Origin of the sequence: Clostridium sediminicola (assembly GCF_050402865.1) — a bacterium.
GTDB classification, from domain to species: domain Bacteria; phylum Bacillota; class Clostridia; order Clostridiales; family Clostridiaceae; genus Clostridium_AF; species Clostridium_AF sediminicola.
This window is the reverse complement of sequence record NZ_BAABMF010000003.1, coordinates 140721-156885: the sequence shown is the minus strand read 5'-3', so window position 1 is coordinate 156885 and position 16165 is coordinate 140721. Positions and strand designations below refer to the sequence as shown.

Genomic DNA, 16165 nt, shown 5'->3' with positions numbered 1-16165 from the left:
CTCCTCCTTCGGCTAATATTTATTTTCATCATTACCTTTTGTTCTATGCAACATATCCTCTGGTGTTTCTACTTGCATTTGATTAGCATACATAATGTAATCTTCCGGACCATCTAATTTTCTTTCGAAATAACGTAAAATTCTTGTTACTGTAAAGGTCATTATAAAATAAAGTACACATGCAACAAAGAATGATTCGAAAAATCTAAAATTGTTTCCAGCAATTGATTTTGTTTGGAAATATAATTCCGATACTGCAATTACATTTAATACAGAAGTATCTTTTATATTAATTACAAATTCATTTCCGGTAGCAGGTAGAATATTTCGAATTACTTGTGGTAGAACAACGTTTAACATAGTTTGAATATGATTCATACCTATAGCATGAGCTGCTTCAAATTGTCCTTTATCTATAGAAACAATACCTCCACGGACGATTTCTGACATATAAGCACCTGTGTTAATAGTAACAATGAAAATTGCGGCATACAGCTTATTCATATTTATTCCAAAGGCTATGGCAGATCCATAATAAATTACCATCGCTTGTACAATCATAGGTGTTCCACGGAAAACTTCTATATAAATAGAAAGTAAAATATTAATAAATTTAAGAATGATTTTTTTTAGTCCTCGTTCAGGCATTGGGATAGTACGTATAACCCCTACTAATAAACCTATGATAGAACCTAAAATAGTACCAGTCATAGAAATTAAAAGTGTTACACCAGCTCCACGAAGAAACATTGGCCAGTTTTCTGAAACAATTTTTACTATCCAATCAATAGTCATTTTATTCCTCCTTGAAAATATAATAAAACCCGCTACATAATAGATAAACCTTACGTAAACTCAATTTATACATGTTCCAAAATCTCTAGTAATTGGGAGTTATGGTACATGTATAAATTATTAGTTGAAGTGGTTTGTCTAAAAATGCAGCTGGGTTAAAATGATCTTTAGTTAGATGCTGGTTGATTTTTTATAGCATTATCCATGATGCTTGTTCTATCTTCTTCAGATATACCAGCTAAAGCTTCATTTATTTTTTCAGTTAATTCACTATCTTTTACAACACCTACAGCTACTGCTGTATCATCATCAGATGTTTCGAATTTATCAGTGAATTCTACCATTTTAAAGTTTTCATTTGCAGCTGCAGCACTAACGCCTTCTGGACGCTCAGACACATATCCATCAATCATGCCAGCTTCAAGAGCAACTCTCATTGCAGGGAAGTTGTCCATAGCTTGTTCTTTAACAACACCTTCAATTTGATCAATTACAGTATAGTGAAATGTATTTAATTGAGCTGTTATTTTAGCTCCTTTAAAATCTTGAATAGAAGTAGCAGCATCATATGCTCCACCATTTTTAACAACCATAACTAAATCTGATTTGTAATAATTGTCTGAGAAATCTATTGTTTCTTTACGCTCAGCAGTTGGTGACATACCTGCAACAATTACATCTATTTTTTCAGAAAGTAATGCTGGTACAAGTCCATCCCATTCTGTTTTAACTATAACTAACTCTTTTCCAAGACTGTCAGCTATTTTTTTAGCTATTTCTACATCATATCCGCCTGCAAATTCTGAACTTTCATCAATTTTAACAGCACCATTTGAATCATCCATTTGAGTCCAGTTAAATGGTGCATATCCAGCTTCAAGACCTACCTTTAAAGTTTCTTTTTGTGTTTCCTCAGATGCTTTTGTATCTGTTGTATTTCCTTTTGATCCACATGCTGTTAATAACATAAATACTGATAACCCCATTGCTAATAGTGATAGCTTTTTTTTCATAATTTTTTCCCCCTTGATATTTTGTTTAAGTTTTGTAAAATAAAAAACGACCTGAGATGAACTCAGGTCGCAAAATACTAAATTTGCTTTTTAGTCCTCATCTTTCCCTAATGGAGATAGCACACCTTAATAAAACGGGTAGTTTATTAAGACAGTCCTGCAGTTCTTAACTACAGACCCAGCAAATAACATTGAGAGTATTATTTGCTTCGGCGACATTTCCTTCTCCTTAGTATCAATGCTCCTCAAGCTCCACTAGGGACTGTTAAATATCGCGCCTCTACCTCACCTGAAAAGTGAGGTCATATTAAATTGATATACATATATTATAACACTTTTATGAACATGTCAATAAAAATTGCACTTTCTTCATAAAACTCTAGTTTTTATTACATTTATTAGATTTTATGTAAATGATTCAATACTTCGTATCTATAATCCATATTTTAAATGAACTAAAATTTATGATACAATGTAATTAAGTAATTTGTAAAATTATACTGGAATATGATGTAAAAATTAGAAATGAGATGATACTTATGAGTATTTTGGTTAATATCGGTGCTGTACTAACAGGAATCATATTAATTATTTTTGTTTTAAAATTAATGGTAAATAAAAATATGACTGAATCTCAGTCAGTATTATGGTTAATTATTGGCGTTGCAGCAATAATACTAGGTTTTTTTCCTTCAATAATTACAGTTATAGCAGACTCGTTAGGAATATGGTATCCTCCTTCTATTATTTTCTTGATTGGATATATAGGATTATTATTTATTGTTTTAAAAAACACCGTTGTTATATCCATTCAAAGTAATCAAATCAGAGAATTATTTATGCAGGTTGCTTTGTTAAATACTGAAAATGAAAAGTTAAAAGAAAAATTGAAGTTAAATAGTGAGGAGGTTGATTCTCATTAAAATACTAATTTTCGGAGATTATAATGTATTTACTTTAAATTTAATTTCAAGATTGAAAAAAGAAGATCATCAGATTTTTGTTGTAACTGGTAATGTTAGAAAGGGTAGGGCAAAACCGGTAGAGGTTTTTCAAGAGTACAATTTTGCCTATGACAATGATAGTATCTCATATATATTGATGAGTGTTGAGCCTGATACTGTGATATTTGCTGGTGCATTAGATAAGGGGTTTGATTGGAAAAATGAATCTAAACAAGCTTCAAAGTATATAGCAGGTATAACTAATGTTATGGTTTATTGTAAAGACTTAAATCTAGAACAATTTATATATATTTCTTCATGCTCTATATTCTCTGGCAATTCAGAAAATATAATTACAGAAGATACGGAGCCAATTGCTGTAAATAATCGTGATAAAGCAATTTTAATGGGTGAAAAAATCTGCATGACTTATCATAAAGAATTCAATTTCGCTGTAAGTATTGCTCGAGTTAGTGAAGTATATGGAAAATTTAAAGATGAAGTTTTAGAAGATAATATATGTACAAGCATATGTAAAGATGTTATAAAGGGCGGAACTGTTAGAGTTTATAATATTCAACATAACTTAATTTATGTTGATAGTGTTGTGGAATATATAAATAGAATTATAGACAAAGATTCAATGGAAAATACAATATACCACATAACAGCTCAAGATACTTCCACTTTTACAGAAAAGCAGTTGGTGGAGATATTAGAAGAAATAACAGGTGGAAAAATTGAAATTGATATAATGCAGTTTTCAAATAATAAATATAACCATAAGTACCAATCAGAAAACACTAAAAAACTAGGGAAAGTTGAAAATTATGATATAAAAAATGGAATAAAAAATGTATTTAGAGTTATAGAAAAGAAATGGACTGATGTAACGGACGAAAATAAAAAAAATAAAGGAAAACTATCTTTGGCAAACAATTTGTTTAAATTTAGTGATAGAACAAGGAGTAAAATTTTCCCATTAATTGAAAACGCACTCTTTTTTTTAATACTGCAATTATTTATTATTCTTACTAAAGGGTTAAGCTTTCATGAGATAATTGATGTTTATTTATTATATGTGATAATTATTGCCATAATCTATGGATATGTACAAGCTATATTTTCTGTTTTACTTAGTATTATAGGGAAAATATATATTGTATTGTCATGGAATAGTCAATATTTTGGTTTTGATGGAGATAATATCATTCTTTGGATTCTTGAAATATTCACTATAGGTATTTTAGTAGGATATTTAAAGGATAAATACAAGAGGAAAGATGAAGATTTAAATGACGAAATAGAAGATTTACTATTAGAACTTGAAAATATTAAAGATATAAATAATAGTAATGTTGAAGTTAAGAGTTTATACGAAAAAAGGCTTATAAATTATAAAGATAGTTTTGCTAAGATATACAATATTGTATCACAATTAGATGCGATAGAGCCAGAAGGTGTTGTATTTAAATCTGTTGGAGTTATAGGCGAAATAATGAATAGTCGTGATGTAACTATCTACACATGTGACAAAAATACTGAATTTTGTAGATTAATGGCGGCATCTTCTGAGAAAGCAAAGAAAATGAAAAAGTCAGTAAAAATAACTTCACATATGGATATGTATGCAAAACTAAAGAGGAGAGAAATATACGTAAACAATGATATGAATCCTGATTACCCTATGATGGCTGGAGGAACTTATAAGGATGGACAATTACAGACAATTATTATGATTTGGTCAATACCTTTTGAAAATAATAACCTTTATGAATTAAACATTTTTGGTGTGCTATGTAAACTTGTTGAGCGAACAATGGGTAAAGCATATGAGTATATGGAAAATATAAATAAATCTTATAACAGGAAATTCGGCGATGTTATGGATACTGAATCATTTAGAAAAATACTTAATTTATATATGTATGGTAAAAAAGAGAATTTAGTTGATTTCACATTAGTAAAGGTAAAAGCTAATGAGCATTTATCCGAAGAAGCATTTTACTCTTTGTTGAAACAACAAGTTAGGGATACGGATTATATAGGTTTAAATAGTGATAATGAAACATATATTCTTTTGACTAATGCAAATCAAGAAGAGGCTTCATTTGTTATTGATAGATTAAAGAAAATTTTAGGAATTGGTGGTAGCGATGTTGGACAATTACCCAATAGATAAAATTGATATAATTATTTATATTTTGTTGATTAATTTTATTATTGCACTTGTATATTTGTTTTTTAAATGGATGATAAAAGATTTACCTGGTGGAATCATGATGAGTCTTTTTATCATCATATGTCCATTAGTAGGGCCTTTATATTTATTCTTTTCATGGATTGTATATGAAATATACTTTAAAAGAAAAAAAAGTAAAATTAACTTAAAAGAATTAAGTTTTAGTAAGGAAAAAATAAAAGTAATATCAAAAGCGAATATGGAAAGTGCATTAAACAAAGTTGCGCTTGAAGATGCTTTAATAGTTTCTGATAAAAATAGTGTAAGAAAATTACTTCTTGATGTAGTAAGGGAAGATAGTAGTGGCTCTGAAAAAGCATTATTGAAAGCTTTAGAACACAGAGATAGTGAAGTATCCCATTATGCAGCATCAGCAATTTCTGATATTATTAATGAATTCAAGATAAATGAAAAAGAATTAAGAGATAACTACTATAAGGATATGGAAAATAGTGAACTATGCAATAAATATATAGATTTTCTAGATAACTTTTTATCACAAAATATATTATCATCAGCAGAGCAAAGGATTTATTGTAGTTTATTTGAAAAATTGGTATTAACAATGGAAAAACACTTACCATCTGAAGTTTCGGGAGAATTATATAATAAATTAGTTTGTATTTTGCTTCAAGTGCGTGATGAGAAAAAAGCTGAAGTTTGGGTTGAAAAAGCACTTGTTAACAATGAAGATGAATTAGCAAGTTACAAAGCTGGATTAAGATATTATTACACCACAGAGAATAGAAATAAATTTTTATTACTATTGGAAAAATTGAAAAAATCTGATGTGCATTTAGATCATGAAATGTTTGAAATGGTACGTTTTTTTAGTCATTAGGAAAGAGGTGTCCTATTGCATATTCAAAGTATAATTGACTTAGTTAATGTTTTTATAGCTTATTTTATTTTAATAATACTAGTTACGTCCTTTATGATAAAGCCTATTGCAAAAGATGAAAACATATTTAAAAGATTTGTAATGTATTTAGTGGTAGGAAATTTTTATGTAATAAATATTGTTTTCATACTGGCTTACTTAAATATATTTAATAAGTTAGTTTTAATAATTACTTTATTATGTATGACTCTTTTTATTAGAATTATTTTAGATAAAAAAAATGCTAAAAAGATATATGAAGAAAGCAGAGATACAATCAAACACTTATTGGATGGAGAGTACGGAGTAAAATTATTTTTACAAAGAAAATTAGTTAACATCAGATTAAGCTTAAAATCTTTTGGAAAAGAACTATTCAGTAGTAAAAAACTTGAGTGGATTATTTTTTTATCAATAATGTGCTACAACTTATACTACTATAGTTACAATAGCATCAATTTTGTGAGTTTGGCAGCTCCTGATGAGGAAGTTCATCTGTACTGGATTCAATCTCTTATAGGCGGTAATATATTTCCATCAGGTGTTTACCCACATGGATTTCACAATATTATATCTGCAATTTCAGTGATTTTTGGATTTAAAGCTGTTAGAGTTATAAATTCTTTCGGAATTGTATCAATGATACTGATTATGACAATGCTATATTTTGGACTTAGGAAAATATTGGAATCTAAATATGCAGCACTACTTGCTTTAATGGTATATTCATTAGCTAATATTTATGTTGTTGAGTCAATTTATCGATACCAATTCTCTATTCCACAAGAATATGGAATGATTTTGTTAATGCCTATGGCGATATTTCTATTAGATTACTTAAAAGATAAAAAAATGAGAAACTTGATATTATTTGGTATGTGTTTGTCAATGACAATAAGTATACATTTTTATATATCGATTATTGCACTAGTTTTATGCGTATCCATAGGTATTGCGTATTTATACAGAATTATTAAGAGAAAATTATTAATAAAGTTAATATTATGTGGTGTTTTAAGTGCGGTGGTAGCTATAGCCCCTCTAGCAACTGGACTTGCTATGGGGCATAAAATGGAACAATCAATGAATTGGGCAGTTAGTGTAATACAAGGAAATGAGTACGAAGATAGTGATGAAAACACTGATGAAATAATAGATTATAATTTAGAAGAAATGTATATTTATTCTGATTGGCATAATTTTAAAAGAGAAGCAAGGAAGGAAATTACTAAGTATGCATTCTTAGATACTAGGATAATGAACACTCTTTTGATTTTAATAGCTTTAACTATATTTCACAGTATATTTCTTATAGCATTAAGAAACAACAATGAAGAAAATCTAAATCAGTTGTCTTTTGGAATTTTTGGATTATTATTGATATTTTTAATGCTGTGCAGACCATTAAATATTCCTACAGTGATGGAACCTAAGAGAGTGGCTATTTTTTTAAATTATTTCTCAACAATATTTATAGCAATACCATTTGAAATATTATATAGGGTATTAGCTAAAATAAAAAAAATAGGATCAGTGGTAACTTTTATTGCAATTCCAGTTTTTCTTTTGTTTATTGTAAAGTTTGGGCTTGTACGTCCTTTACTTCCTTTTTACTATTTTCAGACCAAAGGTGCAATGTTAGTTGATTGTGAGATTATGGAAAAATATAATGATTTTAAATGGACAATAGTTTCTCCAGTAAATGATACGAGCGTAATACAGAATAACGGATATCACTATGAATTAAGTGATTTTATTATGCAACAAGAGAACTGGAATGAAGATATAGAAATAAAAATTCCTACAAAATATGTGTTTATCTATATAGAGAAAAGACCTATAAATTTGTATGGATATATATTCTATCAAAATGATAAAGAAATAGTTAATAGAGATATGGTTACTTACGAGGATGCAAAAAAACCTCTTGAAAAGGGTAAAAAAGACAATGCTTATTATAAAGAGGATAGAAGAATCCTTATGTCAAAAATATATTATTGGGCTGAAGAATATAAGAAATATTTTCCTAAAGAGATGAGTGTTTACTATGAGGATGATGAATTTCTAGTATATAGAATTGAACAAAACGAGTATGCACTTAACAATTTTTCAATAAATTACGGAGCAAATGCAAATAGTGATGATAGATAGGTAAGGGTGATTAAGATGAAAAAAGAATTGTTAATTATGATACCTGCGTATAATGAAGAGGAAAGTATTGAGATTGTGTTAAATAAAATTCATAGAGCTGGGATAAATGAAATTGCTGATATTCTAGTTATTAATGATGGTTCAAAAGACAATACAGAAAAAGTAGTAAGAAGCTTTAATGTAAATATTATAAATCAAGTATGTAATTTGGGATATGGTTCAGCTTTACAAGTGGGGTATAAATATGCTGATAAAGAAGAATATAAATATGTTATACAGTTAGATGCAGATGGACAACATGATATTTGTAATATAAAGACAATCTATGATTGTCTTATGGACAAAGACCTTAACTCCTACGAAGTTCCTGATATTGTGATTGGGTCAAGGTTCTTGAAAGATAGCGTTACCTTTAAGATATCTAAAATAAAATATTTTGCGATTTCTTTGTTCAGATTAGTGATAAAGATCATCACTAAAAATGATATAACAGATCCTACATCAGGGCTACAAGGGTTGAATAGAAGGGCATTTAAGTATTATGCAGGTTACGGGAATTTTGATTATATGTATCCAGATATAAATATGATAATCCAAATGATTATGAAGGGGTATAAAATTAAAGAAATTCCTGCAGTAATGTATGAGAGAAAAACAGGCGAAGCAATGCATTCAGGTATAATAAAACCTATTAAATATATGGTGCTAATTACTTTAAGTACACTTAGTATTATCTTAAGGAATAGAAAAAATTCTTATGTTATTAATAAAGAGAGAGAGATAGAGCAATGAATAATAAAAAGAGAGATATTGAGGTGAAAAATGAAAATTACTTCGCCATTGCATCAATTATATTTTTATTATTTGTTCTGATGATGACAATAACTAACTTAAACTATTATATAAGAAAAAGCAAAGAAAATTTGAATATGGAAGCAAAGAATACTATACCTGTGTTGGAAGAAGGAAAAAAGGTTGAACTTAACCAAACTTGTCTAATTGTAGCAGGGGAAGATAAAAATAATAGTCTTGGAATTGTTGAAGAAAGCTTAGAAAAAGCTAAAATTGGATACAATTCAAAAACAAAATTTGAAGATATTACTGATAAAGAATTGAATTCTGCAGAAATTATAATTATTAATGGAAGTGAATTTAGTAGTCTAGGAAATGTGGAGATGGTTTATGAATACTTGAAAAAAGATAAACATATAATCTTTACTTCAATGCCAGATGCTCATTTTGTCGAAACAAGTAAGTTACATGAGATCATGGGGATAAAGAATATAACAAAGTTTAAGAATCAAGAAGGGGTAAAATTTTTATCAGGTTTTATGCTTGGTGGATTATTAGAATTCCCGGAATTATCCTATGATGCACCGAATATTGAACTATTATCTACAACTAAAATATATGCTACTGGTTTTAAAGATTCACCATTAATATGGCGAAATATTTTTGATGAAAGCGAGATATATGTAGTGAATGGACAATTCTTTGAAACTAATGCAGGATTCGGTATTCTATCAGCCATTATGGCTCAGATTTATCCTGATTATATTTATCCTGTTGTAAATGCAAAAGTTTTTACGTACATGGGCCTTCCTTATGTGAGCGATGAGAACACTAGTGAAATAGAGGAAATATACAGTAGAAATACCATGCAGCTTCAACAAGATATATTAATCCCAGATATATTGAGTATTAATAAGAGTAGAAAATTTATACCTAATGGTTTTTTTACAGATAGTTTCAACAAAGATAATAGGAAAAAAATTGATGGGTTTAATGCAAATCAAATTAATAATTATGGTAAAGATATTTATAAATTAAACGGAGAAGTAGGAATGGTATATTCAGGGGATTTAGAAAAAGACATAGAGATATATCATAATTTATTCAGTAAAAATTTTGAATCTTTATACTTAAATGAAGAAGATGTTGAGACTCTAAATGAGGCAATAAGCAAAGATAAATTTAGCTTTATAGAATCAGTTTTTGGACCGTGGACATCTAAAAATAAAAGTTTCGGATATCTTAACAAAAGCTCAGTATATATTCCTTTTACTATAGATGGAGTACCTAATGCTGACTCTCAAAAACTAGAATTCTATGCTGGTGTTACAGCATTTGGAACAATAATACAAAATCTTAACTTCAAACAGATAATATATCCTGAAGATGATAGGGATAATTGGATGAATGTATCCCGTGAATATATTAAATTTATAGATTCCTATAGAGAAAAATTCCAAATGATAGAAGAGAGGAATATTTCAGATACAGCTCAAGTAGTTAAAAAATTTGAGATTAATTCTCCTTCAATAGAGTACTTTAATAATAAAATTGAAATAAGATTAGAAGAATGGTATGGAGAAGCTTACTTTATTTTGCGAACCAATAAAGCTATAACTAGTATAAATGAAGGGACTATAGAGAAGATAGAAGAAGGAGCATATTTAGTTACAGCAAAAAATAAAAAAGTGGATATAAATCTAGGCCAAATTGATAGATATAAGTAGGTGGAAAGTATGAAAGTATGCTTGATTGTAGAGGGCGCATATCCTTATATTACTGGTGGGGTTTCAAGTTGGGTGCAACAGATGTTATTAAATTTTAAAGACATTGAATTTGTGATTCAAACACTAGTTGTTGATAGAGAGTCAAAGAGAGAATTCAAATACAAAATACCAGATAACGTAAGTGAAATCCATGAGATCTATTTACTTGATGATGATTATATAAAAAAAGATAAAAAGAGATTTACCCTAAAAAAGGATGAGTACAATGATTTGAAAAAGTTAATTTTTGGTGATGAAGTAAATTGGGAAGGTGTATTTAAATTTTTTCAAAATTCATCAGTGTCTTTAGATAAATTATTGACAAGTAAAGAATTTTTAGAGATGACAAAAGAGTATTATAACCAAAACTTTGAAAATGAAGTATTTACTGATTTCTTATGGACTATGAGGTCTATATATGTACCTTTGTTTTTGCTTTTAAAAAATAAGCCTATAGAGGCAGACTTATATCACTCATTATCTACAGGGTATTCTGGAGTATTTGCTAGTATGTCAAAGTTTATATATAATAAACCACTATTAATATCAGAGCATGGTATATACACTAGAGAAAGAGAAGAAGAGATTATAAAGGCTAACTGGGTAAAAGGACTTTATAAGGATTTATGGATACAACAATTTTATAAAATGTCAAATTGCTGTTATAATTTTGCAGATGAAGTAACAGCATTATTTGAAGGGGCTAGAGAGTTTCAAGTTGATTTAGGATGTTCAAGAAGCAAAACCAATGTTATCCCAAATGGGGTAAGGGTATCTGACTTTGAAGTTCTACCTCAAAAAAATACTCTGGATAATTATATAAACATTGGGGCTATTTTAAGGGTTACTCCTATTAAGGATGTAAAAACTATGATTAATGCTTTTTACTTGGCAAAAAAACAAGTTCCAAACTTAAAGCTGTGGATAATGGGACCATTAGATGAAAAACCAAAGTATGTGAAGGAATGTATACATTTGGTAAATGATTTAGGTATTGATGATATAGTATTTACTGGTAAAGTAAATGTAAAAGAGTACTTAGGCAAAATGGATTTTATGGTATTGAGTAGTTTAAGTGAAGGCCAACCTTTAGTTATATTAGAAGGATTTTCTGCAAAGAAGCCTTGTATATCAACAAATGTAGGGGATTGTATAGAATTGATTTATGGAGAAAATGATCAATTTGGAGATGCAGGTATTGTTGTACCTGTGATGAACATAGAAAAAATGTCTAAAGCAATGGTTTATCTTGCAAAGGAAAAAAATATCAGATTAGATATGGGATTAAATGGATATCGAAGAGTGAAAAAATACTATCAAAATGAAGATGTTTTTAGAAAATATCATGAAATTTATAATAAATTAAAAAGAAAAACTAAAATGATTTGAAGTCGAGGTGATATAGATGGCAGGGATAGGTTATGAATTGAAAAATATCTTCAAAGAAGGAAGTTTATCTAGAATTGTAGGAGGTATTACCTATAGTAGTCTTGTTACAGTAGGACCAACTATAATGGTAATAGTTACAATTGTGGTACTTTATTTAACATTAGGGTTAATGTCGGTATCATATACTGAAAGGGAATTATTATCATCAACAATTCTTTATGTATTTATCTTCTCACTGCTAACTACATCTATATTTAATGGAGTAATATCACGATATATTGCCGATAAGATATATGAAGAAAAATACGAAGACATTTTACCATCTTTTTATACAGGTATTTTTTTAAATACGCTATTAGGATCATTATTTGGTGTACCTTTTATCCTAAGGGTAATTTTTGTAGGAAAAGTAGATCCAATGTTTGCTTTTGTTTCTTACTGTTTTTTCGTAATTATGATTATAACTTTTTATTCTATGATCTATTTATCAGCTACAAAAGACTACAAGATAATTGCACTATACTATGCTTTTGGTATGGGAGTAGCCTTTATTTCAGCAAATTTGTTATATAGATTTGGATTCACTACAATAAAATCTATCCTTTATGGAGTTACTTTAGGATTTTTAATTATTGCTTTTTTAGAATTTTCTTATATGAGAAAGTTTTTTAAGAGTAATAGTAAAAATTATAAGGAGTGTCTATATTATTTTAAAAATCATAAAGGCATATGTCTTTGTAATTTTTTATATATACTAGGAATCTATATACATAACTTTGTTTTTTGGACTCACCCATCACATATTATTGTTGCTAAAAGTTATGTTAGTATGCAAAGTTATGATATGGCATCTTGTCTTGCTATGTTTACAAATATATCAACAATTATAATATTTACTGTTATGGCTGAAACAAAATTCCATGATAAATATCAGAAATATAATGAAGCAGTTATTGGTAAAAAACTGAACGATATTAATAGAACTAAAAAAAGTATGTTTAGACTACTAATACAACAAATTCGGTATTTGGTTGCAATACAGGCTTTAATAACTGCTATAATATTCCTAATTGCAATTATAATATTGCCCAATTTAGGGTTTGGCGGTAGTGTAATAAGTATATATCCATCTTTAGTATGTGCATTTTTCACAATATTTCTAATGTATTGTAATATAATCTTTATGTTTTATTTTAATGATAGTAAAGGTGCAATGTTAACTAGTATAGTATTTTGTATATCTGTATTGGTAGGTAGTATTTTTTCAATAAGGTTTACAGAATCTCTATATGGTTTAGGAGCTTTTTTCGGAGCTTTCATAGGTTGGACATTTAGTTTCTTTAGAATACAATATGTAGAAAAACATTTTGAAGAGCATATTTTCTGTAGAACTACTATTCTTAATAAAAGGGTAGAAAAAATGCCTGAATCTAGAGTGTATATCAGAAAAGAAGAGATATCTGAGAGCGGTGAATAAAATGAATTATCCATTGAATAAACTCCATAAGTATTTTTTTAGTTATAATAAAATAGAAAGGAAAAGCTATGAAGGTAAGTATTATAATACCAATATATAAAGCAGAAAAATATTTGCAGCGTTGCTTAGATAGTATATTAAAGCAGACGTATAAAGATTTAGAAATCATTTTAGTAGATGATGGATCACCAGATAGTTGTCCTGTAATATGTGATAATTACAAGAAAAAAGATGATAGAATAAAAGTAATACATAGTGAAAACTATGGACAAAGCATAGCAAGAAATAAGGGTATTGAATTGGTATCAGGTAAATATATTTGTTTTGTTGATGCTGATGATGTTTTAGTAGAAGATTCAATAGAAAGATTAATATCTATAGCAGAAAAAGGTAGGTATGATATTGTTAGCGGTAATTACTTTAGGGTTGATAAAGAAATTAAAGTTTCACGGAATTCCTATACATCTGGTGAAATAGATAGATATGGATGTAAAGAGTTTAAGAGAAGATATAATTTATTTAAGACATCCAGCTCTTTTGGTTATGTATGGGGAAAGTTGTATAGAACCTCATTTATAAATAAACATAAATTAAGGTTCGACTCAGCAAAAAATGTATTTATGGAAGATTCCTTGTTCAATTTAAAAGCTTTTTCATTTAATCCTAAGTATTATGTTTTAAATGAACCTGTCTATTACTACTATATTTATGATTTATCTACATCCAACAAAAATGAAGATATAACAATAAAGGTATTAGATATGATATATGACTATGAATGTTTCCTAAATGTTGAGGATAAGTACGAAGAAAATATAGATTTATTTGTGCCATTGGTTGCTCGTGTATTTTGTTGGGCTGTAATAAAGAAAATACATACAGATGGGATATCTTTAAAGAATATACATAAGACAATCACAGAGTTTGCTAATTATGAACCTATAAAGAAGTTATTTTCTCATAGAAGGACACTTAAGGTATTATTAAAACTACCGAGTTTTTTAGAAATAATCTTTTATACAATGTGTATTTTATCTATAAGATTAAAGTTATATAAGATGTTAGCATTAATATTTTTTTGTATATACCCTTTAGCTGAAGTATATATAAAGAAAAATGTAAAAAGTTAGATATATTATGTAAGGACTATCTTTAGAAAGTTGGTTTAGCATATGAATACTGAGTCAAGAGAAGTTAATTCTATAAGAAATTTCATAGTGGGAGTTATTAGCCAAGTTTTTTTTCTATTCTTAAATCTAGTGGCAAAGACAGTTTTTATTAAGATATTAGGAACTGAATTTTTGGGGATTAATGGATTATTTACTAATATATTTTTACTATTATCTTTTGCAGAATTCGGTATAGGATCAGTTATGGTATATAGCTTATATGAGCCCATAACAAAACATGATACAAATAAAATAACTTCTATCTATCAATATTTCAAGAAGATATATATGATTATGTCTATAATTATAACAATTATTGGTGTAGGAATAATTCCTATGCTTAAATTCATTGTAAATACACAAGAAGAAGTACCTTTTTTAGCTTTGTATTATATATTGTTTTTGATTAGTTTAGTTATTTCTAATATGTATATATACAAATCACACCTAATAATTGCTGATCAAAAAAAATATATAATTTGGCTATATGAGTTTATTTTTGATGGCTTGGCTCTTATACTCCAAATTATTTTTCTATTACTTACAGGAGATTATATTCTATATTTAATAATTGTTCTTGTAAAAAAAATAATATTTAACTTTTCTGTAGCAAGAAAGGTTAAAAGACTATATCCATTTGTAGACAGTAAAGAAACCTATAAAAAAATAAGTATCAAAGAAAAAAAGAAAATTTTAAATAAAATAAATGATGTTTTTGTTTATAAATTAGCACGTGCACTACTTACTGGAACAGATAATATCTTGATTTCAATATTGGTTGGAACAGTGTGGGTGGGGTATTATTCCAATTATGACTTAATTATTGTTGGAGTTTTAAGCCTAGTTACTACTTTTTATTCGGCTATTTCAGCTAGTGTTGGAAATCTAATTGTCAAAGAAAATATTGAAAATCAGTTTAAGATATTTAATATTACAATGGTAATAAATTTTTGGATTACAGGATTCACAACAACTTGTTTATATGTTTTATTCCAGGATTTTATAACTTTATGGATTGGCAGTGAGTATTTGCTCCACTGGAATATAGTGATTGTAATTGTATTTAACTATTATTTAGTTTGTACTAGAAACTCTATAAAAATATTTAGAGAAGCTGCAGGAATGTTTGAAAAAGTAAAACATGTTATGAGTATTGCAGCACTTATAAATATAATTTTGTCCATATTAATGGGTAAAACATTTGGCGTTATTGGTATTTTGCTGGCTACTTCCATTACTACTTTATCAACTTATTATTGGTATGAGGCAAAATTATTGATGGAAAGTAAATTTGGATGTTCAGTAAAAGTATATTTCAAAAGTCAAATAGAAGGGTTGTTTTTGACTATTATTAGTGCTTTTATTACATCAATATGTGTTAGCATGATAAATGAAGTTACAATAGGTACCTTAATAATCAAAGGATGCATATGTTTAGTCATTCCAAATATATTTTATTTTATTGTTTTGAAGAGAAAAGAAGAAATTCAAATGGTATTTACGATGATTAGTAGGAATTATAAAAACTTTATAAATAGATAAATAAT

The 16165-nt window shown here is 27.9% G+C and carries 12 protein-coding genes and 1 riboswitch; of the genes, 10 read left to right on the top strand and 2 right to left on the bottom strand.

Going from position 1 to position 16165, the window contains the following annotated elements; genetic code table 11:
• Nucleotides 1–12: 12 nt before the first annotated feature.
• Both ACQ3F0_RS07475 and ACQ3F0_RS07470 read right to left on the bottom strand, forming a co-directional pair.
• Entirely contained in the window at nucleotides 13–795 is a 783-nt protein-coding gene (locus tag ACQ3F0_RS07475) for an amino acid ABC transporter permease (RefSeq protein ID WP_428864537.1), read from the bottom strand.
• Nucleotides 796–962: 167 nt separating this feature from the next.
• On the bottom strand, nucleotides 963–1808 hold the full coding sequence (locus ACQ3F0_RS07470) for a transporter substrate-binding domain-containing protein (RefSeq protein WP_428864536.1): 846 nt from the start codon (nucleotides 1806–1808) through the stop codon (nucleotides 963–965).
• A gap of 109 nt (nucleotides 1809–1917) precedes the next feature.
• A riboswitch (Lysine riboswitch) is annotated at nucleotides 1918–2099 on the bottom strand.
• Nucleotides 2100–2347: 248 nt separating this feature from the next.
• Between ACQ3F0_RS07470 and ACQ3F0_RS07465 the strand changes: the two genes are divergently transcribed.
• The 10 genes from ACQ3F0_RS07465 to ACQ3F0_RS07420 all read left to right on the top strand — a co-directional run bounded on the left by ACQ3F0_RS07465 (nucleotide 2348) and on the right by ACQ3F0_RS07420 (nucleotide 16160).
• A complete protein-coding gene (locus ACQ3F0_RS07465; RefSeq protein WP_428864534.1) occupies nucleotides 2348–2731 on the top strand; it encodes a DUF2304 domain-containing protein in 384 nt (127 codons plus the stop codon).
• A complete protein-coding gene (locus tag ACQ3F0_RS07460; protein WP_428864533.1) occupies nucleotides 2718–4934 on the top strand; it encodes an NAD-dependent epimerase/dehydratase family protein in 2217 nt (738 codons plus the stop codon). Before ACQ3F0_RS07465 ends, ACQ3F0_RS07460 begins: the two co-directional genes overlap by 14 nt.
• The gene (locus ACQ3F0_RS07455; RefSeq protein WP_428864531.1) at nucleotides 4909–5835 is read left to right on the top strand and encodes a hypothetical protein; all 927 of its coding nucleotides are present in this window, start codon (nucleotides 4909–4911) and stop codon (nucleotides 5833–5835) included. The genes ACQ3F0_RS07460 and ACQ3F0_RS07455 overlap by 26 nt, the downstream gene beginning before the upstream one ends.
• 15 nt (nucleotides 5836–5850) lie before the next feature.
• Nucleotides 5851–8025 (top strand): hypothetical protein, encoded by a 2175-nt coding sequence (locus ACQ3F0_RS07450; protein WP_428864530.1) that lies wholly within the window; start codon nucleotides 5851–5853, stop codon nucleotides 8023–8025.
• A gap of 15 nt (nucleotides 8026–8040) precedes the next feature.
• Entirely contained in the window at nucleotides 8041–8817 is a 777-nt protein-coding gene (locus ACQ3F0_RS07445; RefSeq protein WP_428864529.1) for a glycosyltransferase family 2 protein, read from the top strand.
• Complete coding sequence (locus ACQ3F0_RS07440; RefSeq protein ID WP_428864528.1) at nucleotides 8814–10544, top strand: DUF2194 domain-containing protein; 1731 nt, start codon at nucleotides 8814–8816, stop codon at nucleotides 10542–10544. The genes ACQ3F0_RS07445 and ACQ3F0_RS07440 overlap by 4 nt, the downstream gene beginning before the upstream one ends.
• Before the next feature lie 9 nt (nucleotides 10545–10553).
• Nucleotides 10554–11972, top strand: coding sequence for a GT4 family glycosyltransferase PelF (gene pelF, locus ACQ3F0_RS07435; protein ID WP_428864527.1), 1419 nt, complete (start codon nucleotides 10554–10556; stop codon nucleotides 11970–11972).
• A 16-nt stretch (nucleotides 11973–11988) separates the two neighbouring features.
• A complete protein-coding gene (gene pelG / locus ACQ3F0_RS07430; protein ID WP_428864525.1) occupies nucleotides 11989–13449 on the top strand; it encodes an exopolysaccharide Pel transporter PelG in 1461 nt (486 codons plus the stop codon).
• 68 nt (nucleotides 13450–13517) lie between these two features.
• Nucleotides 13518–14579, top strand: coding sequence for a glycosyltransferase family 2 protein (locus tag ACQ3F0_RS07425; protein ID WP_428864524.1), 1062 nt, complete (start codon nucleotides 13518–13520; stop codon nucleotides 14577–14579).
• Nucleotides 14580–14621: 42 nt separating this feature from the next.
• On the top strand, nucleotides 14622–16160 hold the full coding sequence (locus tag ACQ3F0_RS07420; protein WP_428864523.1) for a lipopolysaccharide biosynthesis protein: 1539 nt from the start codon (nucleotides 14622–14624) through the stop codon (nucleotides 16158–16160).
• Nucleotides 16161–16165 lie beyond the last annotated feature (5 nt).

Bases quoted from the DNA above. Each gene is read 5' to 3' on its own strand.
- ACQ3F0_RS07475 (WP_428864537.1), bottom strand. From the start codon at position 795: ATGACTATTGATTGGATAGTAAAAATTGTTTCAGAAAACTGGCCAATG.
- ACQ3F0_RS07470 (WP_428864536.1), bottom strand. From the start codon at position 1,808: ATGAAAAAAAAGCTATCACTATTAGCAATGGGGTTATCAGTATTTATG.
- ACQ3F0_RS07465 (WP_428864534.1), top strand. From the start codon at position 2,348: ATGAGTATTTTGGTTAATATCGGTGCTGTACTAACAGGAATCATATTA.
- ACQ3F0_RS07455 (WP_428864531.1), top strand. From the start codon at position 4,909: ATGTTGGACAATTACCCAATAGATAAAATTGATATAATTATTTATATT.
- ACQ3F0_RS07445 (WP_428864529.1), top strand. From the start codon at position 8,041: ATGAAAAAAGAATTGTTAATTATGATACCTGCGTATAATGAAGAGGAA.
- ACQ3F0_RS07440 (WP_428864528.1), top strand. From the start codon at position 8,814: ATGAATAATAAAAAGAGAGATATTGAGGTGAAAAATGAAAATTACTTC.
- pelF (WP_428864527.1), top strand. From the start codon at position 10,554: ATGAAAGTATGCTTGATTGTAGAGGGCGCATATCCTTATATTACTGGT.
- pelG (WP_428864525.1), top strand. From the start codon at position 11,989: ATGGCAGGGATAGGTTATGAATTGAAAAATATCTTCAAAGAAGGAAGT.
- ACQ3F0_RS07425 (WP_428864524.1), top strand. From the start codon at position 13,518: ATGAAGGTAAGTATTATAATACCAATATATAAAGCAGAAAAATATTTG.
- ACQ3F0_RS07420 (WP_428864523.1), top strand. From the start codon at position 14,622: ATGAATACTGAGTCAAGAGAAGTTAATTCTATAAGAAATTTCATAGTG.